The organism is Filibacter tadaridae (genome assembly GCF_900609045.1).
Lineage (GTDB): Bacteria > Bacillota > Bacilli > Bacillales_A > Planococcaceae > Sporosarcina > Sporosarcina tadaridae.
On the sequence record NZ_UXAV01000014.1, the window covers coordinates 28,548 to 54,519 of the forward strand.

The 25,972-nt window shown below is 42.7% G+C and carries 28 protein-coding genes and 1 rRNA gene; 1 reads left to right on the forward strand and 28 read right to left on the reverse strand.

The features are described 5' to 3' along the window. Positions 1 to 84: 84 nt before the first annotated feature. The 17 genes from mfd to metG all read right to left on the reverse strand — a co-directional run bounded on the left by mfd (position 85) and on the right by metG (position 17,603). Positions 85 to 3,615 carry a transcription-repair coupling factor gene (gene mfd / locus FILTAD_RS00945; protein WP_203229610.1) on the reverse strand — a complete coding sequence of 1,177 codons (3,531 nt, stop codon included), beginning with the start codon at positions 3,613 to 3,615 and terminating at the stop codon, positions 85 to 87. Between the two features lie 75 nt (positions 3,616 to 3,690). Next, positions 3,691 to 3,921: an anti-sigma-F factor Fin gene (locus FILTAD_RS00950; RefSeq protein ID WP_124068624.1), complete on the reverse strand. Its 231-nt coding sequence runs from the start codon at positions 3,919 to 3,921 to the stop codon at positions 3,691 to 3,693. A 57-nt stretch (positions 3,922 to 3,978) separates the two neighbouring features. Beyond that, complete coding sequence (gene pth / locus FILTAD_RS00955) at positions 3,979 to 4,542, reverse strand: aminoacyl-tRNA hydrolase (RefSeq protein ID WP_124068625.1); 564 nt, start codon at positions 4,540 to 4,542, stop codon at positions 3,979 to 3,981. Between the two features lie 168 nt (positions 4,543 to 4,710). Further along, entirely contained in the window at positions 4,711 to 5,343 is a 633-nt protein-coding gene (locus FILTAD_RS00960) for a 50S ribosomal protein L25/general stress protein Ctc (protein ID WP_124068626.1), read from the reverse strand. A gap of 76 nt (positions 5,344 to 5,419) precedes the next feature. Next, the gene (locus tag FILTAD_RS00965) at positions 5,420 to 6,379 is read right to left on the reverse strand and encodes a ribose-phosphate diphosphokinase (protein WP_124068627.1); all 960 of its coding nucleotides are present in this window, start codon (positions 6,377 to 6,379) and stop codon (positions 5,420 to 5,422) included. 14 nt (positions 6,380 to 6,393) lie between these two features. Then, a complete protein-coding gene (gene glmU / locus FILTAD_RS00970) occupies positions 6,394 to 7,764 on the reverse strand; it encodes a bifunctional UDP-N-acetylglucosamine diphosphorylase/glucosamine-1-phosphate N-acetyltransferase GlmU (protein WP_124068628.1) in 1,371 nt (456 codons plus the stop codon). Between the two features lie 262 nt (positions 7,765 to 8,026). Further along, positions 8,027 to 8,311, reverse strand: coding sequence for a septation regulator SpoVG (gene spoVG / locus FILTAD_RS00975; RefSeq protein WP_124068629.1), 285 nt, complete (start codon positions 8,309 to 8,311; stop codon positions 8,027 to 8,029). Positions 8,312 to 8,545: 234 nt separating this feature from the next. Further along, positions 8,546 to 8,923, reverse strand: coding sequence for a RidA family protein (locus tag FILTAD_RS00980; RefSeq protein ID WP_124068630.1), 378 nt, complete (start codon positions 8,921 to 8,923; stop codon positions 8,546 to 8,548). 1 nt (position 8,924) lies between these two features. Next, positions 8,925 to 9,752, reverse strand: a complete 828-nt coding sequence (gene purR / locus FILTAD_RS00985) for a pur operon repressor (RefSeq protein ID WP_124068631.1) — start codon at positions 9,750 to 9,752, stop codon at positions 8,925 to 8,927. A 55-nt stretch (positions 9,753 to 9,807) separates the two neighbouring features. Continuing rightward, the gene (ispE, locus tag FILTAD_RS00990) at positions 9,808 to 10,674 is read right to left on the reverse strand and encodes a 4-(cytidine 5'-diphospho)-2-C-methyl-D-erythritol kinase (RefSeq protein ID WP_124068632.1); all 867 of its coding nucleotides are present in this window, start codon (positions 10,672 to 10,674) and stop codon (positions 9,808 to 9,810) included. 357 nt (positions 10,675 to 11,031) lie between these two features. Beyond that, positions 11,032 to 11,217 carry a small, acid-soluble spore protein, alpha/beta type gene (locus FILTAD_RS00995; protein WP_124068633.1) on the reverse strand — a complete coding sequence of 62 codons (186 nt, stop codon included), beginning with the start codon at positions 11,215 to 11,217 and terminating at the stop codon, positions 11,032 to 11,034. 142 nt (positions 11,218 to 11,359) lie between these two features. Beyond that, positions 11,360 to 11,626 carry a biofilm formation stimulator Veg gene (gene veg, locus FILTAD_RS01000; protein WP_124068634.1) on the reverse strand — a complete coding sequence of 89 codons (267 nt, stop codon included), beginning with the start codon at positions 11,624 to 11,626 and terminating at the stop codon, positions 11,360 to 11,362. A gap of 135 nt (positions 11,627 to 11,761) precedes the next feature. Further along, positions 11,762 to 12,664: a 16S rRNA (adenine(1518)-N(6)/adenine(1519)-N(6))-dimethyltransferase RsmA gene (gene rsmA, locus FILTAD_RS01005; protein WP_124068635.1), complete on the reverse strand. Its 903-nt coding sequence runs from the start codon at positions 12,662 to 12,664 to the stop codon at positions 11,762 to 11,764. Beyond that, complete coding sequence (rnmV, locus tag FILTAD_RS01010) at positions 12,657 to 13,217, reverse strand: ribonuclease M5 (protein ID WP_124068636.1); 561 nt, start codon at positions 13,215 to 13,217, stop codon at positions 12,657 to 12,659. The genes rsmA and rnmV overlap by 8 nt, the downstream gene beginning before the upstream one ends. A gap of 134 nt (positions 13,218 to 13,351) precedes the next feature. After that, the gene (locus tag FILTAD_RS01015; protein WP_124068637.1) at positions 13,352 to 14,581 is read right to left on the reverse strand and encodes a resuscitation-promoting factor; all 1,230 of its coding nucleotides are present in this window, start codon (positions 14,579 to 14,581) and stop codon (positions 13,352 to 13,354) included. A gap of 135 nt (positions 14,582 to 14,716) precedes the next feature. Further along, positions 14,717 to 15,484 carry a TatD family hydrolase gene (locus FILTAD_RS01020; RefSeq protein WP_124068638.1) on the reverse strand — a complete coding sequence of 256 codons (768 nt, stop codon included), beginning with the start codon at positions 15,482 to 15,484 and terminating at the stop codon, positions 14,717 to 14,719. A gap of 142 nt (positions 15,485 to 15,626) precedes the next feature. Beyond that, positions 15,627 to 17,603: a methionine--tRNA ligase gene (metG, locus tag FILTAD_RS01025; RefSeq protein ID WP_124068639.1), complete on the reverse strand. Its 1,977-nt coding sequence runs from the start codon at positions 17,601 to 17,603 to the stop codon at positions 15,627 to 15,629. 278 nt (positions 17,604 to 17,881) lie between these two features. On the opposite strand from metG, the gene abrB reads away from it, so the two are divergent. Next, positions 17,882 to 18,160: a transition state genes transcriptional regulator AbrB gene (gene abrB / locus FILTAD_RS01030; protein WP_124068640.1), complete on the forward strand. Its 279-nt coding sequence runs from the start codon at positions 17,882 to 17,884 to the stop codon at positions 18,158 to 18,160. A gap of 115 nt (positions 18,161 to 18,275) precedes the next feature. On the opposite strand, the gene rsmI is transcribed toward abrB, so the two are convergent. The 11 genes from rsmI to rrf all read right to left on the reverse strand — a co-directional run. Further along, complete coding sequence (gene rsmI / locus FILTAD_RS01035; protein WP_124068641.1) at positions 18,276 to 19,151, reverse strand: 16S rRNA (cytidine(1402)-2'-O)-methyltransferase; 876 nt, start codon at positions 19,149 to 19,151, stop codon at positions 18,276 to 18,278. Continuing rightward, positions 19,129 to 19,416: a GIY-YIG nuclease family protein gene (locus FILTAD_RS01040; protein WP_124068642.1), complete on the reverse strand. Its 288-nt coding sequence runs from the start codon at positions 19,414 to 19,416 to the stop codon at positions 19,129 to 19,131. Before FILTAD_RS01040 ends, rsmI begins: the two co-directional genes overlap by 23 nt. After that, the gene (locus tag FILTAD_RS01045; RefSeq protein ID WP_124068643.1) at positions 19,400 to 20,149 is read right to left on the reverse strand and encodes a tRNA1(Val) (adenine(37)-N6)-methyltransferase; all 750 of its coding nucleotides are present in this window, start codon (positions 20,147 to 20,149) and stop codon (positions 19,400 to 19,402) included. Before FILTAD_RS01045 ends, FILTAD_RS01040 begins: the two co-directional genes overlap by 17 nt. Positions 20,150 to 20,209: 60 nt before the next feature. Next, entirely contained in the window at positions 20,210 to 20,569 is a 360-nt protein-coding gene (gene yabA / locus FILTAD_RS01050; protein ID WP_124068644.1) for a DNA replication initiation control protein YabA, read from the reverse strand. Between the two features lie 21 nt (positions 20,570 to 20,590). Then, positions 20,591 to 21,418, reverse strand: coding sequence for a PSP1 domain-containing protein (locus tag FILTAD_RS01055; RefSeq protein WP_124068645.1), 828 nt, complete (start codon positions 21,416 to 21,418; stop codon positions 20,591 to 20,593). Then, complete coding sequence (gene holB / locus FILTAD_RS01060; protein WP_124068646.1) at positions 21,411 to 22,418, reverse strand: DNA polymerase III subunit delta'; 1,008 nt, start codon at positions 22,416 to 22,418, stop codon at positions 21,411 to 21,413. The genes FILTAD_RS01055 and holB overlap by 8 nt, the downstream gene beginning before the upstream one ends. Before the next feature lie 226 nt (positions 22,419 to 22,644). After that, positions 22,645 to 23,085 (reverse strand): YaaR family protein, encoded by a 441-nt coding sequence (locus tag FILTAD_RS01065; RefSeq protein WP_124068647.1) that lies wholly within the window; start codon positions 23,083 to 23,085, stop codon positions 22,645 to 22,647. Between the two features lie 19 nt (positions 23,086 to 23,104). Then, a complete protein-coding gene (locus FILTAD_RS01070; protein WP_124068648.1) occupies positions 23,105 to 23,434 on the reverse strand; it encodes a cyclic-di-AMP receptor in 330 nt (109 codons plus the stop codon). Positions 23,435 to 23,484: 50 nt separating this feature from the next. Further along, complete coding sequence (gene tmk / locus FILTAD_RS01075) at positions 23,485 to 24,117, reverse strand: dTMP kinase (protein WP_124068649.1); 633 nt, start codon at positions 24,115 to 24,117, stop codon at positions 23,485 to 23,487. A 16-nt stretch (positions 24,118 to 24,133) separates the two neighbouring features. Further along, the gene (locus tag FILTAD_RS01080) at positions 24,134 to 25,555 is read right to left on the reverse strand and encodes an aminotransferase class I/II-fold pyridoxal phosphate-dependent enzyme (protein WP_124068650.1); all 1,422 of its coding nucleotides are present in this window, start codon (positions 25,553 to 25,555) and stop codon (positions 24,134 to 24,136) included. 313 nt (positions 25,556 to 25,868) lie between these two features. Continuing rightward, positions 25,869 to 25,972 (reverse strand): 5S ribosomal RNA (gene rrf, locus FILTAD_RS01085); the annotation flags it as partial.

Sequence of the window (25,972 nt, forward strand, 5' to 3'; positions counted from 1 at the left end):
TGCCTCACTTTCCACAAAATTGAAGAGTTCCTTCGCTTCCGTCTTAGTATGCATCATACATGGGCAAAATATGCAACGTATCCTTTAGACGGAATCCAAGGTATCTGTTTGCTTTACCGACTCCTGCAAAAGTGCCATCATTTCTTCAAGAATATCGAATGTTGTCCTCTTTCCTGCGTGACGTTCATCGATTGTAAGGATAAGGCGACTACCCTCCATCGTGAATCCAACCGCACGACCGAATTTCATCGATTCCTCGACCATTTTCGCACCATCTATTTTTGCTGTTCCTTCTGGTGATAAACGTATTTCGATTAGGACGCGCTGTTTTTTTATGGACTCCACGCCCACCAGCCTTCCCCACGCTTTGATACGTCCAATACGAAGTAACAAATCTGCTTCCAGAGGCATATCACCAAAACGATCCGTCATTTCATCTACTAGTTCAAGATAATCCATTTCATTCTCGATTGCTTTAACTCGTTTATACATTTGAATTTTTTGGAATCCATCACGGATATATTCATCCGGTAGATAGGCATTGACAGGTAGTGAAATTTCCATGTCGGGTATATCTGCTTTCACGATACCTGTTTGTTTTTCCTCAATGGCCTCTTGCAGCATTTGAGAATAAAGATCGAAACCAACGGAGTCTATGAAGCCGTGTTGCTGAGCTCCAAGTAAATTGCCCGCACCACGTATCGATAGGTCACGCATCGCAATTTTAAAGCCTGAACCAAGTTCAGTGAATTCCTTGATTGCCTGTAGCCGACTTTCAGCAACCTCAGTTAGAACCTTGTCGCGCTGGTAAAGGAAATAGGCATAAGCGACGCGATTCGAACGTCCTACCCGGCCACGGAGCTGGTACAGTTGCGACAAGCCCATACGGTCTGCATCGTGAACAATTAGCGTATTGACGTTCGGAATATCAATTCCAGTCTCAATAATTGTTGTTGTAACAAGCACATCATATTCACCTTCTAAAAAGCTTACGATAACTGCTTCAAGTGCTGATTCACCCATTTGACCATGTGCAAACCCAACTCGCGCTTCCGGTACAAGCTGTTTGATTTCATCGACTTTACGCGCCATGTCTTCAACCCGGTTGTATAAATAAAACACTTGACCCCCTCGTCCCATTTCCCGCTCAATCGCTTCACGGACGAGCGCAAAATTATGTTCCATTACATACGTCTGGATCGGGAAACGATTTGCTGGGGGGGTTTCAATGACAGACAAATCTCGAACGCCGAGCATCGACATATGAAGTGTTCGAGGAATCGGTGTCGCTGTTAATGTCAGTACATCGACATTCGTTTTCAACTGTTTGAGCTTCTCTTTATGCGTCACTCCGAAACGCTGCTCTTCATCCACAACAAGCAAGCCAAGATCGTGATAGATAACGTCTTTTGAAAGGAGACGATGGGTTCCAATAACAATATCCACAGTTCCGGCCTTTACGCCTTTCAACGTTTCTGTTTGCTCTTTCTTCGTACGGAAACGATTTAACAATGCGACTTCGACCGGGAAGCCTGCGAACCGTTCTCTCATCGTTTCGAAATGTTGTTGCGCGAGAATTGTTGTCGGCACAAGAAAAGCGACTTGTTTTCCATCCAACACCGCTTTAAATGCCGCGCGAATCGCCACTTCCGTCTTGCCATATCCAACATCTCCGCAGAGCAGTCGATCCATTGGACGCTCTTTTTCCATGTCCTGCTTCACTTCGGTAATCGATCGCAGTTGGTCTTCAGTTTCATCATACAGAAATGCGTTCTCAAAAGTCCTCAACATATCATCGTCTTTGGAAAAGGCATACCCTTTCTCTGCCTCACGTTTGGCGTATAACTTGATAAGGTCGTCCGCAATGTCCTTGACAGCAGCCGATACTTTGCTTTTCGTCTTCTTCCAGTCCGTCCCACCGAGTTTATGCAGTTTCGGCTCTTTTTCACCGGACGCTACGTATTTCTGTATCAAATCAATCTGGTCAGCAGGTACGAACAGCTTATCTTCTCCCCGATATCTTATATCAAGGTAGTCTTTATAAGTACCACTCACTTCAAGGGTTACAACGCCGTAGTACTTTCCGATTCCGTGATGTACATGGACAATGTAGTCGCCGGGCTTTATCTCCGAATAGCTTTTAATACGTTCTGCATTGGTCATCTTTTGTGGACGGGACTTCCGTTTTGGTTTACCATGGAACAACTCGGAATCCGTCACGACCGCTATACGTTGGAAGGGTAATTCAAACCCCGCAGACAAATCCCCATCGATTATCGAAACAACTCCACTATCTGTCGGACCACCCGAAAGAACAGCTTCCACTTCATAGTCTTGAAGTATTTCTTTTACTTTCTTCATCCGTTCACTACCATCTACTACGATGAATAGATTGAAACGACCTTGTTGCCAACGCTCGATTTCACTTTTCAGTAAATTCATCTGCCCATGGAACTGTTGCATCGGCTTACAAGAAAATGCAACGGTTTTTTTTACAACGATGCCGGGTACAGTTCGAACAAATAGTGATAAAAATACTTTTGGTTGTTTTAATGATCCATACATTTCATCAAACGGAATTGATATCTTAGCGTCATGGACGATTCGCCCCTCTTCCAGAAGTGCAACAATCCATTCTTCTTCCTCTGCTTCAAGCGACCCGGCAACCTCGTGAATTCGTCCAATTTCGTCGAAATAGATGATACCATTATTAGGGAGGTAATGACTGAGCGAAGCGGTTGAGGATGCAAAAGAAGCATACTTCAACATGTTTTCAGGTGTCTCGCCTTCTTTTAATAAGCTGATATCACCCATTATATTAGTCGTCAGTCGTTCTTTCGCTTCGACATCCTTCATTTTTTTCAAACTTGTACTCAATGAGTTTTCCAGCTTGTCCGCGATGTTCAACAATTCTGCCGCACTCCAGACGAATTCTGCTGCAGGCAAAATGGATACAGAATCCAGCTTTTCAATTGAGCGTTGGTCTTCCGCGGAAAAAGTACGGATAGAATCTACGTCAGTATCGAATAGTTCAATTCTTACTGGGTTTTCCATATACAACGGATATAAATCTAAAATACCCCCACGCAGCGCAAATTCTCCTGGTGCTGTCACCATTGGTTGTCTCGAATAACCCATTGATACAAGCCTGTCTAACCAATCGGTAATGATAAGTGCGTCTCCAATTGCCACGGATAGGGAGCTGTCAAGCCACTGTTCTTTTGCTGGCAACAGTTTTTTCATGCCTGCAATTGGCGCAATATAAACGCCTTTTCCAACCCTCGCCATATGATCCAGCGTCTCAATACGTTGTGCACGAAGCTCATAACTCGAAATAGAAAAGTCAGCCGCAATGAGTTCCTCTGCAGGGTAAAGATGGACAGATGATTCCCCAAGTACTTTCACTAGATCTTCATATGTACGTTGCGCTTGCAACAAGTTCGGCGAAATGATAAGTGTAGTTTTTGAAATAGATCGGTGAAGCGCTTCGAAAAATAAGGGTTTAGCTCCCCCTGTCAATCCCGAAATAAACTGTCGGTCTTTTCCTGTCTCCAAATCTTCAACGAGTTCACGAATCTTGTTTTCTCTTACTAGTAAATCAGCGAGCATTTCCACATACGCACTTCCTTTCCTTGTTTGTTTTGTAAAACAGAAAAAGCTCTGAACGCCGTTTAGCGCCAAAGCATACATCTATTGTAGCCATTTGTTAAGTGTATAGTAATCAGGAAACCGCTGTAATGATTGTTCGCATTGTTCACATATGGAACGCACTGTCAAAGCCCCATCTTTTTCATATGTTAAAAACCGCTCTTCTTCCCCTGTGTCAATCTTTTGCAAAAGAAGTACAGTTTCCTTCACCGATTCGAACGGTATTTTACCCATCTCTACTTCACAGTGGCGGCATGTATATCGGATGCTCATCTTTTTTTGAGGCCCCCTTTTTACTAAAGTATAGGCAACAGATGGATCCATTATTCCTTATGCACCATTAAATTTGTTCATCACATCGTTAAAAGGGTTATCAAGCCATGATTCAACTGCAGAAGCACTTTTATCAATCATATCGCCTATCAAAGGCTGTTCTTCTTTACTAAAAGAAGAGAGCACATAGTCAGCAACTTTCATACCCCCAACCGGCCTGCCCACACCAATTCGAATCCGATTGAATTGATCCGTACCAAGATGCGCAATAAGTGATTTCATGCCGTTATGACCGCCCGCACTTCCTTTTTGACGAAGTCTAATTGTACCTGGTGCAATATCGAGATCATCATAAATGACGACGATATCACCTACATCCACTCCATAGTAATCCATTAATGGTCTGACACATTCGCCCGATAAATTCATATACGTAAGTGGCTTAACAAGTATTACTTTACCTTTAGGGTGATGGACAACCGAATACATTCCATTAAACTTGGACTGCATGGAAGGTGCCAAAAGACGCTCACAGAGCTTATCGATAGCTTGGAAGCCCACATTGTGGCGTGTTTTTTCATATTGTTTACCCGGGTTTCCGAGTCCAATTATCATTTTCATTATATACGCTCTTCCTTTAAAAGTAATTATTCAAATATATGTGTTGACATAAAGAATCCTCTCAACTACGCTCGGCGCTCGGGGATGCCTTCACTTATGATTATACGGAATCATTAGTTCAACATATATAGAAAAGAAGCACACGGGTAACCCGTGTGCTGCACTTTTTTATTCTACTTTTTCACCAATGACCTTAGTCTCCGCGTCTACATCTACTGATGGTTCGCTTTCAAGTTCTTCCATCTCTTGTTCAGTACGTGGAGCAGAGATCAGTACAAGTGAATGATCATCATCGCTTAAAATTTCAAATTTCGATTTTCCACGAATATCCGCGACTGTAATCGTTTCCCCAATTTGAAGTTTTGTAATATCAACTTCAAATGACTCTGGAATTTCTGAAGGTTTCACTTTAATCCTCAGTTCAAAGTTTGGCTGTTGAACGACGACGCCTTCTTTTTCACCTATGGACGGACCTACAAGATGGACTTGTACATCCACTTCAAGTTCTTCGGTCATATCAATCGCAAGGAAGTCTGCATGGCGGATGTCGCCTTTTAATGCACCTGCCTGATAATCTCCCAAGACAACGTCAACGCTTTTCCCATCGACATCTAATTTCAAAACACCGTTACGTCCTGTCACTTTCAACGTTTTCAGTAAATCGTTTTCGGTTACTGAAACGGGCGTCGCGTCCATTTTGTATCCGTAAACAATTGCGGGAACGAATCCTTCTTTTCTCAATTGCGTTAAATTTGATTTCTTCTTTGTTTCTCTCATTTCCGACTTTAATGTTGTACTCATTGTTTAATCACCTTTCTTTTGAAAAGATTAATCTAACTTATAAATACCCCATGGCAGACGACCTGAAACGTGTTGCTTAATCAAATAACGTACTGACTGATTTCTCTTCGAATACGCGTACAATTGCATCGCCGAGAAGTTTAGCAATTGACAGTTGGATGATTTTCGGCGATTTCTTTGTTTCGGGCATTTCGATAGTGTTCGTAATAACTAGTTCTTTAATCTGTGAGTTGTCAATCCGCTCAATGGCAGGACCGGACAAAACAGGGTGTGTACAACAAGCATACACTTCTTTCGCACCACTATCTATTAATGCGTTTGCAGCAATTGTAATTGTCCCGGCAGTATCGATGATATCGTCGATAAGTATGGCTGTTTTGCCTTCGACATTACCTACAATGTTCATCACTTCAGCAACGTTTGGACGCGGACGACGTTTGTCAATAATAGCAATTGGTGCTTTCATACGATCCGCCATTTTGCGTGCACGCGTTACTCCGCCATGATCAGGAGAAACAATTACAAGTTCATCATTGTCAAAGCCTTTTCCTTTGAAGTATTCTGTAAGGATCGGTTCAGCAACTAGATGATCTATGGGGATATCAAAGAACCCTTGGATTTGTGGTGCATGTAAATCGATTGCAATAACACGATGTGCCCCAGCTGTCTCAAGTAAGTCTGCAACGAGTTTTGCAGTTATCGGTTCACGTGAACGCGCTTTACGGTCTTGACGCGCGTAGCCGTAATAAGGCATCACGACATTAATTGTACGTGCAGAGGCACGCTTTAATGCATCAACCATAATAAGGAGTTCCATCAGATTTTCATTGACAGGCTGTGACGTAGATTGGATAACGAATACGTCACAACCACGGATACTTTCTTCAATGTTGATTTGGACTTCCCCGTCACTGAAGTGCTTTACGGAACACTTGCCTAGTGGTCGTCCAATTTCCTCCGCCACTTCCCTTGCAAGTGTTTCGTTGGAGTTCAAAGAAAATACCTTCAGTTTACCATTCGGATAATGATTAGCCATCGTGGGCCCCCTGTTTATTTAAGTTTTAGTTTTGTTGCATAGCCTTCTTTATTCTCTTGGCGCGCGCGTGCAATTGCAAGTGAACTTTCCGGTACATTTTTCGAGATTGTCGAACCTGCTGCCACATATGCGCCTTTTCCAACGGTTACTGGTGCTATCAGATTGGAATTGCATCCAATGAATGCGTCATCTTCAATCGTTGTCACATATTTATTCTTCCCATCATAATTGACAGTTATAGTCCCACAGCCGACATTTACATCAGTACCCACTTTGGCATCACCGATATAGCTTAAATGGGACACTTTACTTCCCTCGCCGAGTACTGACTTTTTCACTTCGACGAAGTTACCGATTTTCACATGATCTCCAAGATCTGATTCTGGTCGGATATGCGCAAAAGGTCCAATCGTTGTGGATGCACCTATTTTACTTGTTTTGACAACTGATGAATGAACGGTCGTCCCATCACCTATCGCACTGTCAATCACTTGGCTGTTCGGTCCAATTATGCACATCTCACCAATGATTGTTGCGCCTTCGATTAGCGTACCTGGTTGAAGAATCGTATCACGACCAATTTCAGCACCGGCACTTATATATGTGTTATCTGGATTAATAATTGTCACGCCGTTCCGCATATGCTTTTCGGCAATACGTCGTCGCATTACGCGCTCCGCTTCCGACAAAACAACCCGATCATTAACGCCAAGTGTTTCACTGAAGTCATCCGTTATATAAGCTGAAACTAATGCTTTCTCGGATTGTAAGATCCCGATAACGTCCGGGAGATAAAATTCACCTTGTGCGTTGTCGTTCTTTACTTTTTTTAGCGTTTCAAAAAGTGAACGGTTATCAAAACAGTAAGTGCCTGTGTTGATTTCAGTTACTTTTCTTTCTTCCGGCGTTGCATCTTTTTGTTCCACATTACGCAAAACTTGGCCTTCTGCACCACGGATAATACGACCGTATCCTGTTGGGTCATCCGCTTCAGCTGTTAGGATTGTTGCCTTCGCACCATTCTTGGTATGATGCGAGATGAGTGCTTCCATTGTTTCTGATCGAATTAACGGCGTGTCACCACAAACAACAATTGTCGTACCTTCGAGATCACCTATAAGTTGCTCTGCTTGTTGCACTGCGTGTGCAGTACCAAGTTGTTCTGCTTGTAGCACATACTCACTTTTACTTCCAAGTGTTTCTTCAACTAGTTCTGCACCGTGTCCAACGACTGTCACGATTCGATTTGCACCCAAACTGCGAATATGATCAATAACATGTTCGACCATTGGCGTTCCACATACGGGGTGGAGCACTTTATATAAAGCGGATTTCATCCGTGTACCTTGTCCTGCAGCGAGGACGATGGCATATGTATTCGTCATTTGTTGGCCCTCCCAAAGTTTTCACTATTGACTATATCGGATTTACACCTTTTTTTCAACCTGGACCCCCTTGACATTTAGTTTATTTTCTTTTATTATTTATTTCTTTTTTTACAAGAAAAGCGAAAGCGGCCGTTCAGGCTCGACAGGCATAAGAAATAACAAAAAGCCCTTTTTATAAATAAAAAAACTGCCCATGAATAAACACAGACAGTTCCAATCTAGTTCTTCTTCACATTCGATAGTCTAACCAAAACTCAGTTCACACAACCACAGTTTCCAATAACTCTGCTTCATCTGAAATATGGAAAGCTGCAAGTACAGCATCCTGAATCTTCATTCTCGCATTAGAATTGATAGGGTGTGCAACATCGCGAAATTCACCGTCTGGCGTTCTTTTACTTGGCATCGCAACGAAAAGTCCTTCATTCCCATCAATAACACGAATATCGTGAACAACAAATTCATCATCAATCGTTATAGACGCAATCGCCCTCATCCTGCCATCTGTCTCCACTTTCCTCAACCTTACATCTGTCACTTCCATCCCATAACCACTCCTTTTGTCATTGCAGCGCTTGTCATCTATATTCTACAAAAGTAAGCGTTTCCCTCTTTTTAAAAACGAAATAATTTAAATAATTGAAATGTGAAAGTAGCCGCTTAGACTCGACAGGCATAGGACGGATCGATGAAGAGGCGCTTTTTGTCTCGCAGTCAAGATCCCCCGAAAAAAAAAAATAAAAAAAACATCCGCTCCGTTTTACCGGGCGGATGCATATCACTCGCCTACTAAAGCGATGGCTTCAATTTCTATTTTTACGTCTTTAGGTAGTCTTGCAACCTCAACCGTTGAACGGGCAGGAGTATGCGTTCCAAAATGTTGTGCATACACATCGTTCACCGCAACGAATTCATCCATATCCTTAATGAAAACGGTCGCCTTCACAACCTTCTCTAGGGAAGAACCAGCCTCTTCAAGAACCGCCTTTAAATTTTCAAATACTTGGTGAGTCTGTTCTTCGATTGTTCCAGCGACAAGTAAACCCTCGGGTGTCAATGGAATTTGACCAGATGTATAAACAAATCCATTCACGTTCACCGCTTGTGCATAAGGACCAATCGCTTTCGGTGCCTTCTCCGTCGCAACATAATTCATATTAGTTTCCACCTTCCGCAAAGTAATTTCCTTCGTCCAAAACAATTGTACGATCTTTCTCGTTTACTGCACGCAACTTCACCAGCGATAAATAGTCATCGACAAGTACGTCTTCTAAATGCTCAGCTTCAACAAGGACGGCAATCCCCGCGAGCTTACAACCGAACTCTTCCAATAGGTTTTTCATGCCTACCATTGTGCCGCCTGCCTTCATAAAGTCGTCTGTAATGAGTACTTTTTGGCCACTGCGCATACTTCTCTTCGAAAGGACCATTGTTTGTATACGCCTCGTTGAACCCGAAACGTAATTAATGCTGACCGTCGGCCCTTCCGTCACTTTACTATCACGGCGTACAATCACGACGGGAACATTCAAATGCCGTGCAATAGAATGTGCAATCGGTATTCCCTTCGTCGCCACCGTCATAATAACATCGATTTCCGTTTCAGCAAAAGCAGAAGCGAACACCTTGCCGACACGATCCATAAGGCGAGGGTTTCCAAGAAGGTCTGTCATGAATAGATAACCACCCGGCAGTAATCGATCCGAGTGACCCAGTTCTTCCATAAGTAATGATATCACTTCTTGGACATCTGCACTACCTACTTTCGGTATAAACTTTACCCCTCCCGCAGCACCAGACACCGTTACTAGTTTCCCAGTTCCTTTTTCTTCAAACGTTTCTTTTACAATCGTCAAGTCTTCACTAATTGAAGACTTTGCCGCCTTGTACCGTTCGGAAAAGAAGGTAAGCGGAATAAGTTCACGCGGATATTCCAATAAATGACGTGTCATATCGACAAGTCTTTCACTTCTTTTCCATTTCATAGGTACACCTCCGAATACGAATGTTTTAATCGTAGATTATCACATTCATACGTGTCTAATCAAGAATGTGACGCCCACCCATCATTCTAACTGCATATACTTCGGGGCAAAACCCTTTCAACCCATTGTAAATACGCGGCACCCTAGATTCATGTTGCACCAAACCAAAAACGGTCGGACCACTACCACTCATTAGTACTGCATCCGCACCGAACTTTACCATCTGTTCTTTTAAAGTTATCACTTGTGGATACAGTTCCATTGTTACTGGTTCAAGAACATTTCCAACCGCTTTACACATCGCTTCATAATTACTTTCTTCTAATGCATCAATCATTCCCGCAGTACTTGGGTGTTGAATAGTGGCCAGATTCAGCTTGCCATAGATGTCTGCAGTAGAAACGGATATAGCCGGCTTGGCAAGAATTACCCAACAGTTAGGTGGGATAGGCAACCTCTCGATTATCTCGCCGCGTCCTGTTGCAAGTGCCGTTCCACCATGCACACAAAATGCGACATCCGATCCAATCTGTGCACTAAGCGATGCCAACTCGTCTGCTTCTATCCTTAAATTCCATAACCTATTCAGACCACGCAAGGTTGCAGCGGCATCTGAACTGCCACCTGCAAGTCCTGCAGCAACGGGAATGCTTTTTTCAAGTGTAATCTCCACACCCTTTTTTATACCATACTTACGTTGCAGTAGCTCTGCAGCCTGGTATGCAAAATTCTTTCGATCACTTGGCACGAATCGCTCAGATGTTTTAATCGTTATTAGTCCATCATTCGTCGAACGAAGCCATACCCGATCTGCCAAATCGACGGTCGTCATAATCATTTCAACTTCATGAAAACCGTCCTCGCGTTTATGTAATACATCAAGTGTTAAATTGATTTTTGCCGGCGCCTTCTCATATAGCATAGGGCTCCCTCCATTCTAGCTTGTCTTTGTTCCCTATTTTACCATAGGCTGAATCGTTTGCATCCTAAATCGTCAAGATAAAAAAGCACAGCACCTATGTCAGGGGCGACAAGCATAAGACGGAACGGCTTGGCAGCGTCCTTTGCCACTCAGTTGGATTGACTTATAACCCGAGCCCCGGGGTGCTGGAGCTAGACAATAAGAGAAGCGACACCGCCTTGATTTGCCCCGAATAGCGCCGGACGAACAGTAAAAAGGTTGAACTCATCAACCAATGAAAAAAAGCTGCACAAGACGTCATTGAGACGCCTTGTACAACTCTTAATCAGTCAGCCTATAGTGGGAATATAGGGTTAATCAAAGATTATTTTGATTTTGTTGCAAACTACGGTTTGCCATTTCAATGGCATGTTTCACCATATTTCCAGCATCCCGAGATTTTATGCCTCCCCAACCTTCTCGCTCAACAACATCGTAAAACCCAAGCTCTTTGGCTATTTCTACCTTCAGTTGCTCAGACATCATACTCCGTTTTTTCGCCATTTGGTTTTCCTCCTTTACAGCTGACGCCTATAGTATGGACGGAATAAAAGAAAAAACACCTACGTAAGAAAATCCGTTTACCGGAAACTCACATAAGTGTTTTTATTTAAAATAGAATTAAAATAAATCATAAATGCTGTAACTACTTGACGATGAACGCAGTGGGATCTACACCTTCAATAATTGTTATTTCAACCGCTTCGGTTAAAATATCTGCGTAACTGTAAGATACCCTTTCAAACGCATTTTCGTCCTGGTCGAGTTCGACTACGAATACTGCGCGATACGTTTCACGCAATACTCCCGCCCGTTCGATCGTCTTCTTACGACCGCCGTTCGCTTTTAAGTGCAAACGTTTTCCCAGGTGAGAATCCAATGACTTCTTAATGTCCGCTAATGTTTTTGGCATATGGCTTACACCTCACTAGACACAAGTATAGCACTTTTAAAAAGTTCTGTCAATTAAAAGTTTCATTTTAACAATGGGGCATTAACTTTGTCAATGCTTTTATGAAAAAAAGGTTGATAATCAACAAAATATCTACTATTTTCGGGACTTATCTTGGGGTATAAAAAAGTCTTCATACAACGCATTCGATAACTTTGCAAACTCTTCGATTGACAGCGTCTCTCCCCGTCTTCCTGGATCCATATCGACTTTTTCAAACGCCGCTAAGATTTGCTCTTTTTTCGCTTTCCCATCTGGCATCGAACTTTGCAAGTTATTCAAGATAGTCTTGCGACGCTGGATAAATGATCCTTTTGAAACCGTAAAAAGAAAGTCCTCATCAATCACATATGCCGGCGGTGATTCCTTCTTTGTTAAGAGAAGAACTGCCGATTCAACATTAGGTTGTGGCATGAAAACAGTTTTCGGCACAATCATCGATACCTCCGCATCCATAAAGTATTGGATTGCAATGGATAATGAGCCGTACGCTTTTGTACCTGGAACTGCGGTGATGCGATCTGCAACTTCTTTTTGCATCATAACAACCATGCGTGCAATTGGTACTTTCCCAAGTAAAAACTTCATGATAATTGGCGTCGTTACGTAATAAGGCAGATTGGCGACGACAACGATTTCTTCATAGTCAGCAAAATGTTCTTCAACAATTTGTGCAAGATTTGCTTCCAGTATATCCTGATGTACAATTTCCACATTGCCATAAGGGGATAATGTATCTTCTAAAACAGGCAAAAGACGCCCATCGATTTCAAAAGCAACCACTTTCCCCGCACTTCTTGCAATGTGTTCGGTAAGCGCACCGATACCCGGTCCTATTTCAATAACGCCTGTCTTCTCAGTAAGATTTGCGTATGAAACAATATTACGTAAAATATTTGGGTCTATTAAAAAGTTTTGACCTAAACTTTTTTTGAACGCAAATCCGTACTTTTTAAGAATTTCTTTCGTTCTGACCGGAGTTGCTATGTCCTTATTCATGTTTTTCCTCCTCATCGAGAACTTTTAGTACTTCTTCTAACTGATTATGGCTGATGCGGAACATTTCTAGACGCTTTTTCAGACCTTTCCCATTCACCTGACCAATCTGTAAAAGTGCACTTAAGCGTTCGCGTCTTTTTTTGGCTTCGGGATAACCAATAAGTCTTGCTGCCATCAAAGCTGCAAGAGGGATATCGACAACAGGCTGATCATTCATCGTATAGACCGAGCGGATTGCGCGCTGAATGTCTTCATCCCGCGCATGTTCAATACCAAGTTTTTTCCCGTTTTTTGCAATCGCTAATTCTTTTTTCAAAAAAGCATGCTTCACATCTGGAATCTTCTCTTCGATAATAGCCCGGATCCGTCGCCCTGGATAATCGGGGTCAGTAAATACAATCACCCCACGCGTCTTTTGCGCGTGTCCAATGCGTTCGAGCGTTAATTCATCGATTGCAGATCCGTTCGTCTCAATCGTATCTGCGCCAGTTGCGCGTTTCACAGCAATCGTATCTGATTTACCTTCAACAACAATCACTTCTTTTATATTCACAGAAATCCTCTTTCCTGTTCCATTCTTACTTTAATTCTACCTTGCTCTTGGATGCTTGTACAGACGAGCGCTACTGGTATACTTTGCTTGAACACAATAATCCGCAGGACCTATTATAGTCCTGCGGATAGCCGTTAATCGATGATTTTCACTTTAACCTTTTTCCGACCGAATTTATAAGCTGCTGATTTCGTCGGCATATGAAGATCGATTTTCTTTCCTTTGATAGCGCCGCCTGTATCTCCGGCAATTGCATATCCATATCCTTCAACCCAAACTTTTGATCCAAGCGGAATAATACTTGGGTCGACTGCAATGACTTTTAAGTTCGGATTCGAATGTAAATTAATACCTGTAGCCGTAATACCAGAGCAGCCATTACACTGCGCAGTATATGCAGTAGCTGTCATAAATAATTCTTTACCCCCAGAAGGAGCATTACTTCTAGATACACTTGTGACACGCTTTCTAGCTTTTGAAGCACTTGCTACCATTACTTTTGAACCGACGGCAACAACCTTCTTTTGTGGCTTTACGAGTACTTTTTCTACCAATAACGAACGGGATACTTCTTTACCATTTTCTTTCACTATTTCGAACTTGCGCGAAACTTTCCCTTTCTTCCCTTGTTGGACAACTTTCTCACGTCCTTTGAGTAAAGAAGAATCGTTACGTGTTTCAACCGCAAAGTTCGCCGATTCTTCCACTACATCGGTGACCTTTTCCACTCGTATGACCTTAACTATTGAATTGGGTTTGAGAACTTCTTCTGCATTCCCTTTTAGTCGGTCTAATTCATTTAATTGAATGTTTTCTCTCTTTAAAAAGTCAGCGACCGTAGTCGAAGTTGATCGAAGCGTTTGTTTCTTCCCACCGTCATTTAGCGTTACCTCGAAAGCTTTCTCGATGTTAATGCTATCGACATCACCTATTTGTTCTGTCATTTCAGGAATCACAGAATCATGTTCAGTTATCCCGATTCCAGCTTCCGCCAATACTTTCCCTACTGTTTCTTTTGTCGTCCAGACCACTTTCTTCGTCTTGTCAACTTGTATTGCAACTTGTTTTGCCTGGTCCCAACTGACAGCTAAACCGTCTTTTATGGGCGTCTTCACTGAGGGTGTTACTATATCGTGTTTGGCAATCTTGATTTCCTGTTCGGAAAGAAGTTTGCCCACTGTATTTGCATGCGTTTTAATCTCAAGCTCTTCACCGTTCACATCTAGCGTGACTGATTTTTTTGTCCCTTCATATAGGGCAAGTGAAATTATAGTAACAAATAGTGTCAACGAAACGATGGTAATTGCTATTTGTTTACTCCTCAATGACTTAAAGATTAGGCTTTTCATGGTTCTATTTGACATGAAAATAACTCCTCCTTCATCACTCGGCTGATTATAAAGGGAACTTTTTAACGTGTCAACCCTTTCGAATTTCACACGCAAGAGAAATAGTTGCTCCCTTTACAGCAAAGTATGGGAGTCTTCCTAGCTTTCTAGTCATCTTATTTTAAATATTTTTAGTGCATTTTCTGTTGTCTTTTTCGCCACATCCTCCACGAGGATTTCTTTCAAACGCGCAATCTCTTCGGCTACAAGTGTGACCCACGCCGGTTCATTCCGTTTTCCGCGATTTGGATGAGGTGCAAGATAGGGCGCATCTGTTTCAATCAATAAATGCTCAAGTGAAATTTCAGTTGCGACTTCTTTTGGCATTCTTGCATTTTTAAATGTAACAGGTCCGCCAAGCGAAATCATAAAGTCCATAGCTATGCACTCTTTGGCTGTTTCAACACTACCGCTGAAACAGTGCATAATGCCTCCCGTTTTACCGGCCTCTTCCTCCTGTAAAATTCTGACGACATCCGCTGTTGCATCTCGATTATGAATTATTACTGGAAGGTTCACTTTTTGTGCAAGTCGGATCTGTTTTCTGAACACTTCTTGTTGAATATCTTTAGGTGACTTATCCCAGTGGTAATCCAGTCCTGTTTCACCTATACCAACGACTTTCGGATGTGCAGCAAGTGACTCAATCCAGTTCAAGTCTTCCTCTGTACAATCAATTGCATCAACGGGATGCCACCCGACAACCGCATAGATGAAAGAATGTTTTTCAGCGAGTTCCATCGCTCTTGTAATGGTCTTTTTATCGAACCCTACAACAACCATTTTTTCTACCCCAACCTCTTGGGCACGTTGAATCACTTCGTCTATATCATTTTCGTATTGATCGTCATTTAGGTGTACATGGGTATCTATAAACATTTCGTCTTCGCCTCACAATATCTTTATTTTAGTTGACCTCTTTATTTCTTTCATCACAATTCGTTTACAAATTGATTACAAATTGAAGTTCCAACGATAAAAGCAAAAACGACGTATCCAGGAGGGACGTCGTTTTCATTTCTCATTTTACTTGCGCACCATTTTCAAGTGATTGATCAACTGTAGCAAGTTTCAATACACCGTCAGATTTACCAGCTAGAATCATACCTTGGGACAGTTGCCCACGCAACTTCACAGGCTTCAAATTCGCCACGACGATTACCTTTTGACCAACAAGCGCGTCCGGTTCATAGTGTTCCGCGATGCCAGAAACGACTTGACGCGATTCATAACCGAGGTCAAGCTGAAGTTTAAGTAATTTGTCTGCTTTGGGTATTTTTTCACACGCTGTAACTGTCGCCACGCGTAAATCCACTTTCATAAAGTCGTCAATTGAGATTTCGTCTACTTGCTCTTCTACCACCGTCTCATCCTTCGCTGGTTCTTTAGAAGGCGCAATTTCAGCAGGCGCTGAAATTGCCATTTGTTCGCGAATGTAAACAACTTCAACTTCTGGGTCAAGACGCGGGAAGATCGGTACGCCTTTTTCCACAACTTTTGTTGCTGTAGGTATTGCACCGAAGTCTCCTATTGTGTCCCATGCAAGTATCTGTTCATACAATCCGAGTTGCTCTGCAATCTTTTTCGGGGATTCAGTCATGAACGGTTGAAGCAAAATTGCGATATGACGCAACGAGTTTGCCAAACTTGCCATGACGGACGCGAGCTTTCCTTTATCCGCTTCGTCTTTTGCCAATACCCACGGCGATGTTTCGTCAATATATTTGTTAGTTCGAGATACAAGCGCCCACACTTCGCCGAGAACAACACTAAACTGCATCTTTTCCATTGATACTTCATACTTTTTAACTGTTTCTGTGATGAAATCCGTCAAGACCGTATCAAATTCCGTAGCTACAAGTCCCTCTGTTGGTATGAAACCGTCAAAGTACTTATTGATCATCGAAATGGTGCGGTTTAACAAATTACCAAGGTCATTTGCCAAGTCATAGTTCGTCCGTTCAATGAATGATTCAGGCGAGAATACGCCATCTTGTCCAAATGGCAATTCACGTAGAAGGAAATAGCGCGTTGCGTCCAATCCATAACGCTCTACAAGCATTTCCGGATATACGACATTCCCTTTCGACTTCGACATTTTACCGTCTTTCATCATAATGAAGCCATGTGCAAACACTTTTTTCGGTAATGGTAAATCGAGCGCCATCAAGAAAATCGGCCAATAAATCGTATGGAAACGAACAATGTCTTTGCCGACGACATGAACGTCCGCTGGCCAATAGTTGTTGAATAACGATTCATCATCCGAACGATAACCAAGTGCAGTGATGTAATTCGTCAATGCATCTACCCAAACGTAAATAACATGTTTTGCATCGCCCGGTACTCTGATTCCCCAGTCAAACGACATACGTGAAACAGATAAGTCTTCAAGCCCCGGCTTGATAAAGTTATTAATCATCTCATTTTTACGTGAAACCGGTTCAATGAAGGTTGGATTATCCTCGTAAAATTTCAGGAGTCTATCGGCGTACTTCTTCATATTGAAGAAATATGATTCTTCCTTCACTTTTTTTACAGGACGCCCGCAATCCGGACAATTTTCATTTTCAAGTTGTGATTCAGTGAAATACGATTCACACGGCGTACAGTACCAACCTTCATATTCACCTTTATAAATATCCCCGTTATCAAGGAACGTTTGGAATATCTTTTCTACAGCAACTTTATGGCGTTCTTCTGTCGTACGGATGAAGTCATCATAGGAAATGTCCATGAGTTTCCAAACTTCCTTCGCAATTTGAGCGATACCATCAACATATTCTTGAGGGGGTAGGCCCGCCTCTTCCGCTTTTTCTTGGATCTTTTGGCCATGCTCATCCATGCCCGTCAAAAAACGAACGTCATAACCGCGAAGTCGTTTATAACGCGCCATTGCATCTGAGGCAACCGTTGTATATGCGGTCCCAATATGGAATTTTCCACTCGGATAATAAATCGGGGTTGTAATATAAAATGCTTTTTTCTGATTATCCACGACAATTCCTCCATTGCAAAAGTATATAGTATCTATTCTATCGAAAGCATCCCATTGATACAATGTAATTCCTTGCTCATGCCTTTTCCTATCCCTTTTTCCTTATGCCATAGGTCACTTTTATCGTAATCTGCAACTCTCGTAAGTGAGTCTTTCTTTTTATCTAAGAATCAAGCAGATTATATTGACGTTAATTGGAAGAGTTGGTATGATAGTTAACAGACAAGAGAAATATGTCGAAACGTGTCGAAACTACATAGATCGAAAGGAGCCTAATTATGAAATCAACTGGTATTGTAAGGAAAGTGGATGAACTTGGACGTGTAGTAATTCCGATTGAATTACGCCGTACACTTGGCATCGCTCAAAAAGATGCTTTGGAAATCTACGTCGATGAAGATAAGATCATCCTGAAAAAGTATATGCCAAATATGACTTGCTCGATTACGGGTGACGTATCTGACGAGAACCTTCGTCTAATAGATGGTAAATTGATTTTAAGCCCAGATGGTGCACAACAGCTTATTAATGAAATCCAAGACAAACTAAACAAGTAATTCCATTTAGAACCCGGACCGGTTAACTGATTCGGGTTTTTTAAACGTTTTCAAATCAGATGATTGTCTAGTGCAAGTCCCTCGGGGTGCTTGCATATTTTTATTGGGACTGGTCTTAATCCTCGACATGGTATTCCCTATAGACATCACGTCGGCTCATTCCTCGATCATTTGCCACTTCTCGAATAGCTTCCTTTGAGCGGATTCCTTTTTGTTCAATTAGCTCCGTTACATGTTCCAGAACGGTGTAACCGCTCCACCACACCTCTTGCTTTTCTTCGGCGACGCCATCTCCCCCTTCAAGGACGATACAGAATTCGCCTCTTAGTTCATTCGATTCTACCCATAGACGGGCCTCTTCAAGCGTCCCGCGCAAAAACTCTTCATATCGTTTTGTTAATTCACGTGCCAAGACAACCCGGCGTGTCCCGCCGAAGCTTTCATGGAGCGCACGAACTGTCTCTTTCAGTCTGTGCGGTGCTTCATACAAAATGACCGTTTCTTTCTTAAGCCTCAGCACATCCAATTGCGCTTTACGATCCTTTTTCTGGCGTGATACAAATCCGACAAACAGAAATGGTTGGGGTACTAGACCAGAAGCAACAAGCGCACTAATTGCGGCATTTGCACCGGGAACCGGGACGACATCAAATCCAGCTGCAATCGCCTTAGCAACAATGTCTGCTCCTGGATCTGATATGCACGGCATTCCAGCGTCACTGACAACAGCAACCGTCTTCCCAGTGGCAAGCATCTCCAGTATTTTATCGCCGCCCGCTTCAATATTATGTTCATGATAACTGATAAGGGGGGTCTTGATTTCAAAGTAGTTGCATAACCTGATTGTATTACGGGTATCTTCTGCTGCTATTGTATCCACTTCTTTCATGACACGTATTGCGCGGAACGTCATATCTTCCAGATTACCTATTGGTGTCCCGACAAGGTATAACTTTCCGCCGCCTAGTTCAGCACTTTTCTGTGACTTCATGCGAATCCATCCCCTTTTTTATATACCGTTCCTTTTCATATCGTTTCAACTGTTTAAATCGATACTCTGCTTGCATCGCTTCACGCTTTGTTTCAAAACATTCATGATAAATACAACGAACAGGAAGCTTCGCCCGTGTGTATTTCGCACCTTTCCCTTCATTATGGACATGAACGCGTCGTTCTAAATCATTCGTATAACCCGCGTAGTACGAATCATCATTGCATTCAAGTACATAAAAGTAATGCTCACGCGTCTTGTCCATACAGGAGGAGCCTCACTTCTTCTGTGTATTTGTTATCAGATCCGTAGACATACAAGGGAGGTAAAACTTTTAAGTCAGGTTTTCCATCTTTAGTGCCCTCTATTAGTAATGTATTTGCATCTTTTCCCTCTTTCGGATAAACGAATCGAATTCGCTTCGGCTCTAGTCGATTTGCCCGCATTGCTGTAATAATATCTAGTAATCTGCCAGGACGATGGACAAAGGCTGCTTTTCCGCCTTGCTTTAATAATTCGCTTGCGGATTGCACTGCCTGCTCAAGTGTTAAATGGATCTCATGTCTAGCAATTGCGATATGTTCAAGCATATTTTTCTCACTTGCCTCATTCGATAAAAAATAGGGGGGATTGCATGTAACCGTATCGTACTTTTCATAGCCAATCTTTTTGGCAATACCAATGACATCATCATTCAAAACATGAATTCTTTCCTGCAATCCGTTATAATGGACGCTTCTTTCTGCCATATTTGCTAGTCGCCCCTGCAGCTCAACGGCTGTAATAACGGCATTTGTACGTGCGCTTAAGAATAACGGAATGGCCCCGTTGCCCGCACAAAGGTCAACAATATTACCTGAGCGTAATGGGACGTACGCAAACTTCGCAAGCAAAACTGCATCCAAGGAAAATGAGAATACGGATGGACTTTGGATGATACGCAAGTCCTCCGCCAATAAATAATCCAATCGTTCATCGCCCTGTAGGATTTCTTCCATAAGTTATACCTCCTGAATATAAAAAAGCCGATCCCTACATTTTAATAGGATCGGCTCATTTCATACATTTTGTTTATTTAAAAATGATAGACAGAAGAGACAGTCTTCCCCTTTACGACTACCTCCGTAATGGACATTACAGACATGAAACCCTTCATTGTAAAGACGTGCCAGATTATCAACGCCTTCTCCGACATCGATTTTATTTGGTTTTTTTCGATGTTGTCGCTTGTTTGTAGTCTGCGATTGTCCATCTACCTCTTCGAGCCGCTTTCGCAGATGATGGTTTTCGAGTTGAAGTGAATGGCTATCTTCCGTCATCTGCGCAACGAATCCAATTAAATCACGGAATTGATTTTGCATGGATTCAAGTTGTTGTTCGAATTCCATTACCCTGTCAAGAAAATTCCTTTCTTTCAACTACCCCACCTCACCATTTCATCATTTCATCATTTGAACAATTTTACTCTCCGGATTAAGAATTTCTTCCAATGTATACTCCAAAACCTGATCTTGATCAGTCAACTTCACTTGGAGTAGACGCTCAAGAAGATTCAGACCCACTACCTTACCTGGTCCGTCTGAAGTTTGAACGCGCGTGCCCACGTCTGGCATAAGTGCCTTTGCTTCTTCGTAGTCATCGTTTTCATATTTTAGGCAACACATCAGACGACCGCATAGGCCTGAAATTTTCGATGGATTGAGCGATAGATTTTGATCTTTCGCCATCTTGATGGAAACGGGTTCGAAATCCCCCAGAAAAGTGGAACAACAAAGCATTCGTCCACAAGGCCCGATACCGCCCAACATCTTCGCTTCATCACGTACGCCGATTTGCCGAAGTTCGATACGTGTACGGAAAATAGAGGCAAGATCTTTAACCAAGTTCCGGAAATCCACTCGACCCTCAGCAGTGAAATAAAACACAAGCTTATTCCGGTCAAATGTATACTCCACATCAACTAGCTTCATATCAAGCTGATGTTCAACAATCTTCCCTACTCCAATTTCAAAAGCTCTTTCAGCCTCTGAACGATTTTCCTCTACTTTTTCGAGGTCCTCATTTTGTGCAGGGCGAATTATCTTCTTAAGCGGCAGAACAACGTCATTTTCACTGACATCCTTAACGTGACTTGCCACTTTTCCATATTCAACTCCGCGTGCCGTCTCAACGATAACATATTCGCCTTTATCGAGAGCATACTCCAACGGATCGAAATAATATATTTTACCCGCTTTTTTAAAGCGGACACCTACTACTTTATACAACAAGTAACCCCTCCTGCATACTGAGTACCAATTGTTCCATCAGAAGTGTACGATTCATATTGCTATGCAGACGTTTTTTCGCCTGTAGAATCGCTTCCATATTGGCAGACAGATAGCTGTAAGTCATCTTCATCGCGCATCCTTTGAAAAACTCTTGCTGATCCGGAAACGTCGGCGTGGATTGCAATCCCGCTTTATACGCTACAATATCTCGATAGGCGTATAGAAGAAGGTTTAATCCGCGGTCGGTCTCTTCCTTCTCTTTAAACAGTGGAGACCACTCCGATTGGATGAACAATAATGTTTCATGAACTTGGGAATCCAATGCTTCAACCAATTTTAACACTGTCTTTCGCATGTGTGCAAATTGATCTTCACTTGCGAGATGAATTGCTTCGTCGAGATTCGCCGTCATTGTCGTGACAGTCGCCGCCATCGTTGAAGTAATCCCCATTCTCACAAGCTCCTCTATCATTACTTTTCGTGAGGGTGGAAGAAATGGAATCCGCTGGCATCTTGATTGGATAGTGGGCAAAATTGATTGGTACGAGTCAGTCATAAGAATCGCTGTCACGACTCCTTCTGGTTCTTCAAGGAACTTAAGAAGAGTATTTGCAGCGGCAACATTCATCTTGTCTGCCTGTGCAATAATATAAATCTTCCTACCCGACTCATAACCTTTCTTCGTCATCGCAAAAATGAGGTTGGACATTTGTTCCTTTTTAATAGCCTGTCCATCTGGTCGAATAATCGTTATGTTTGGATGATTGCCAGATGCTATACGTCGGCAAGAGTGGCATGTTTCACAAGGTACAGAATTTCCAGGATTTTCGCAAAGGAGCAGTTTTGCAAAAAAAAGTGCCGCGGCTTCTTTTCCCGTACCGTTTCCCCCGTCGAACAGATAAGCATGGCCAATTCGACCCGTTCGATACGTGGAACACAATCGTTCAACAACAGCTTTCTGTTCCTTAAAGAGTCGCACATCTTTTTCCTCTCCCATGATAAATCCCTCCTTTATAAAAGAAAAGTAACAGCGTCTAGCTTAGAGGCGACAGGCATAAGGCGTAGCGGCGTTCTTTGCCCGGGAAGGATGCAGTTCAATCCTTCCTAGCTCAGCCGACTTATGACCCAAGCCCCTAACGAATAACAAGGTGTTTTTTTATATTATAATTTTGTTCTTTACTTTTCAAAAAACCCGTGTTTCCAATACGGCAGAAAACACGGGATTACATGTATAGATTAATAAGAAGTCCTTTGATTTCGCCGATTTTAGCTAACAAATCAATAGATGTCTTTTCCTGATTCAACAAGTCTTCAGCCAGTTCAATTAACTTTTCATCGATTGTTTCAACGAGCTTCAATCGTCGGCCTTCGCCATATTGGTTCCAAGTATGAGACTGTTTAAGCTCCATGCCTGAATCGACCGCCTCTTTCAAAAAACGTTTGATAAGCATTTTGAATTTAGCCATATCCCGTAAGTTTCGTGACCGGGCAATTCGATTGCCAACAGCTGAGATATCCCCGAAGAGTCTCGTAATTTGCTCACCATGAAGACGCTGTTCTTGTTTAACAACCATTTGACCAAACCGTGTCCCACCTTGAGTCGTTTGTAAAGGGTCATTTCTTAACTTGTCTAGACCGGTGCGATAGTCACTGTTGACTTTCACTCCTGTTCACCTCTGCCCATCAAAAATGATGAAAATGTTCAATTGGAAGCACAAACACTGTCGCTCCACCCACTTCAACTTCAACCGGATACGGAATATATGAATCGGCGTTTCCACCCATCGGTGAAACAGGTGCTACCATTTGATCTCGTGAACGACAATTTTCCCGAATGAGCTCAAGCGCCTTTTGTACAAGGCTATCATCAGTCCCAATTAGAAACGTTGTATTCCCCGATCTTAAAAACCCTCCCGTACTGGCCAATTTCGTTGCCCGGAAGTCGCCTTTCGTCAATGCTGCAGACAACCGGTTACTGTCTTGATCCTGTACTACCGCCACAATCAATTTCACAGTAATCTCCCCTTTTCCGCTTTCCATTTAGTATATCATGAATTAACTGATTAGATGAGTCGTGAGCTTATAATTTCGCTAACATTTTCAATTACCTGCAGTTGCGAAAGCGATGCATCGGTTACGACAATCCGATCTGGATATCGGTGGATAAGCTCTTTATACCCATTATATACATCACGATGAAATTGCATGCCTTCTTCATCCAGCCTATTTTTTTCACGATCACTATTCTTTGCAATCCTTGCAAGACCTTCTTCTGGATCAATATCAAAAAACACAGTCAAATCCGGTATCGTATTTCCAATCGCAAACTCATTAATCGACAGAACCTCATCGATTCCAAGTCCACGTGCGTGCCCCTGATAAGCAAGCGAGCTGTCAATGAAGCGATCGCATAAGACAATGAAGCCCTTATCCAACGCAGGAATGATCTTTTCTACAAGATGTTGTCGTCTGGCAGCCGCATAGAGCAGCGCTTCCGTCTTCGCATCCATTTCAACATGTTCATTATCCAGGATAATCCCACGTATTTTTTCTGCGATACGGATCCCTCCGGGTTCACGCGTGATGATGACACTCCATCCCTCCTCTTTCAAGAAGTCGAATAGCTTTGAAATGACTGTTGTCTTCCCCGCGCCTTCCGGTCCTTCGAACGTGATGAATTTCCCTTTATATACCATGGTATTCCTCCGCTCTTCATTTTACTACGAGTAATTGTTTTTCTTTTAATCGGATAGTCCCTTGGATTTTAGCTTCCAGTCGAACTAACTCCTTTATTGCCCTAATATGCCTGTCCAACACTGCCTCCCCGGCTATCAAAAGCGGGATACCGGGGGGATAAGGAATAACAGACGCGGCAGCAACACGCCCTAATGCTTCTTCAAAAGTAACCCACTCCGTCTCCATCCCTTCAATTTCCTTGAATGTATAGACGGGGCAGGAAATTTCTTCATCTATCGTCAATGCCTCAGTTGTATGTGAAAACTTACCCGACTCTTTCAGCTTCGCGACTGCCGACTCAATCTTTTTTGCTATTTCAGCAAAGGAATAAGCAATCCCCGTTTTTAATAAAGGTAAAACAAAAAGAACCTGGTATGCATCGGCAAGTTCCGTATAGATCCCTTCCAATTCCAACGCATCTTGTACATCAAAGCCACTATATCCGTGTATACGTACAAGAAGTTTCAACGGGTCATCCATTTCGACAGTTTGAAGTTCTGCTATCTTCTCTAGTTTCCCAATGAAGATACCACGTTTTTCCATGAAATGTACTTTATCCTCTTCATCATAGGATTCTGCATAAGCTCGTGCATCATCCAGAGAAGCCATAAGTAAATACGATGGGCTACTCGACTGTAGCATCCTTAAATAATAGGCCACTTTTTCATATGAGAGTAAATCTGAACGAACATGTAAATAAGACGCCATCGTCATCGCAGGTAGTGTTTTATGCGCTGAATGTACAACCACATCCGCACCCATCTCCAGTGCTGAGCGCGGAAACGGTTTACCGACAACGAAATGGGCACCATGCGCTTCATCAACAAGGACAGGTACTTTGTATAAATGGCATAACCGAATCACCTCTTGCAACTCCGTGCCCGCTGCACCGTAATAGGTTGGATATGTAAGAACAACCGCCTTCGCCTCCGGGTACACCTGTAACGCCCGCTTAACCTGCCCAGCTGTCACTGTCCCAACCGTCTGGGTAAAAGCATCCCATGCAGGTGAGATGAACACCGGAACCGCACCCGTCAATTCAATTGCATGGAATATCGATTTATGCGCATTTCGCTGAACGATGACTGTATCTCCCGCACGGCACGTTGCATAGATCATCGCCAAATTGCCGACCGTCGATCCGTTAACAAGAAAAAAACTGCAATCCGAAGCGTATAGTGAAGCTAACCTTCGTTGTGCTTCTTCTATGACTCCTTCCGGTTCATGTAAATCATCAAGTCCTTCAAGTTCAGTAACATCATAATAAAGGGACGAGCGCAATTCATCCGGCAAACCGGAAAGCATCCCATTCTTATGCCCAGGTACGTGAAACGAAACCGGGTTTGCTGCCCTAAATGTATTCAACGCTTGAACAAGCGGACGATCCGTGTATCTCATAGCTACTTACACTTCCTTTATCTACCCCTATTATAATGGATGCCAGTACTTTAAGCAGTTCATATCTTCTTGAATGGTCATTCACTGAAGTATTGGGGCTCCTTGTGATTCAATTGGCAGAACTACAGACTTAGTCGAACGGGAAAGCCCGCTGCATTAGCTTAAGGCTCAGACTGTAGTAAAACTACAGAAACTATGGCATTTGCCTACAGTCTTTTTTCTTTTATGATGGTAACACTACTAGAAAAGTTGATTTTCTATTTGTTTTTGAGCATAAAAAAAGCCACTGCTTTTCAGCAATGACTTTCTTGGTGCCCGGCGACGTCCTACTCTCACAGGGGGAAACCCCCAACTACCATCGGCGCTGAAGAGCTTAACTTCCGTGTTCGGTATGGGAACGGGTGTGACCTCTTCGCA

Coding starts and splice junctions, on each gene's coding strand:
- FILTAD_RS00950 (WP_124068624.1), bottom strand. CDS start 3,921: ATGAGCATCCGATATACATGCCGCCACTGTGAAGTAGAGATGGGTAAA.
- pth (WP_124068625.1), bottom strand. CDS start 4,542: ATGAAAATGATAATTGGACTCGGAAACCCGGGTAAACAATATGAAAAA.
- FILTAD_RS00960 (WP_124068626.1), bottom strand. CDS start 5,343: ATGAGTACAACATTAAAGTCGGAAATGAGAGAAACAAAGAAGAAATCA.
- FILTAD_RS00965 (WP_124068627.1), bottom strand. CDS start 6,379: ATGGCTAATCATTATCCGAATGGTAAACTGAAGGTATTTTCTTTGAAC.
- glmU (WP_124068628.1), bottom strand. CDS start 7,764: ATGACGAATACATATGCCATCGTCCTCGCTGCAGGACAAGGTACACGG.
- spoVG (WP_124068629.1), bottom strand. CDS start 8,311: ATGGAAGTGACAGATGTAAGGTTGAGGAAAGTGGAGACAGATGGCAGG.
- FILTAD_RS00980 (WP_124068630.1), bottom strand. CDS start 8,923: ATGAATTATGTTGCGACGGAGAAGGCACCGAAAGCGATTGGTCCTTAT.
- purR (WP_124068631.1), bottom strand. CDS start 9,752: ATGAAATGGAAAAGAAGTGAAAGACTTGTCGATATGACACGTCATTTA.
- ispE (WP_124068632.1), bottom strand. CDS start 10,674: ATGCTATATGAGAAGGCGCCGGCAAAAATCAATTTAACACTTGATGTA.
- FILTAD_RS00995 (WP_124068633.1), bottom strand. CDS start 11,217: ATGGCGAAAAAACGGAGTATGATGTCTGAGCAACTGAAGGTAGAAATA.
- veg (WP_124068634.1), bottom strand. CDS start 11,626: ATGCCAAAAACATTAGCGGACATTAAGAAGTCATTGGATTCTCACCTG.
- rsmA (WP_124068635.1), bottom strand. CDS start 12,664: ATGAATAAGGACATAGCAACTCCGGTCAGAACGAAAGAAATTCTTAAA.
- FILTAD_RS01015 (WP_124068637.1), bottom strand. CDS start 14,581: ATGTCAAATAGAACCATGAAAAGCCTAATCTTTAAGTCATTGAGGAGT.
- FILTAD_RS01020 (WP_124068638.1), bottom strand. CDS start 15,484: ATGTTTATAGATACCCATGTACACCTAAATGACGATCAATACGAAAAT.
- abrB (WP_124068640.1), top strand. CDS start 17,882: ATGAAATCAACTGGTATTGTAAGGAAAGTGGATGAACTTGGACGTGTA.
- rsmI (WP_124068641.1), bottom strand. CDS start 19,151: ATGAAGTCACAGAAAAGTGCTGAACTAGGCGGCGGAAAGTTATACCTT.
- FILTAD_RS01040 (WP_124068642.1), bottom strand. CDS start 19,416: ATGGACAAGACGCGTGAGCATTACTTTTATGTACTTGAATGCAATGAT.
- FILTAD_RS01045 (WP_124068643.1), bottom strand. CDS start 20,149: ATGGAAGAAATCCTACAGGGCGATGAACGATTGGATTATTTATTGGCG.
- holB (WP_124068646.1), bottom strand. CDS start 22,418: ATGGGAGAGGAAAAAGATGTGCGACTCTTTAAGGAACAGAAAGCTGTT.
- tmk (WP_124068649.1), bottom strand. CDS start 24,117: ATGGTATATAAAGGGAAATTCATCACGTTCGAAGGACCGGAAGGCGCG.
- FILTAD_RS01080 (WP_124068650.1), bottom strand. CDS start 25,555: ATGAGATACACGGATCGTCCGCTTGTTCAAGCGTTGAATACATTTAGG.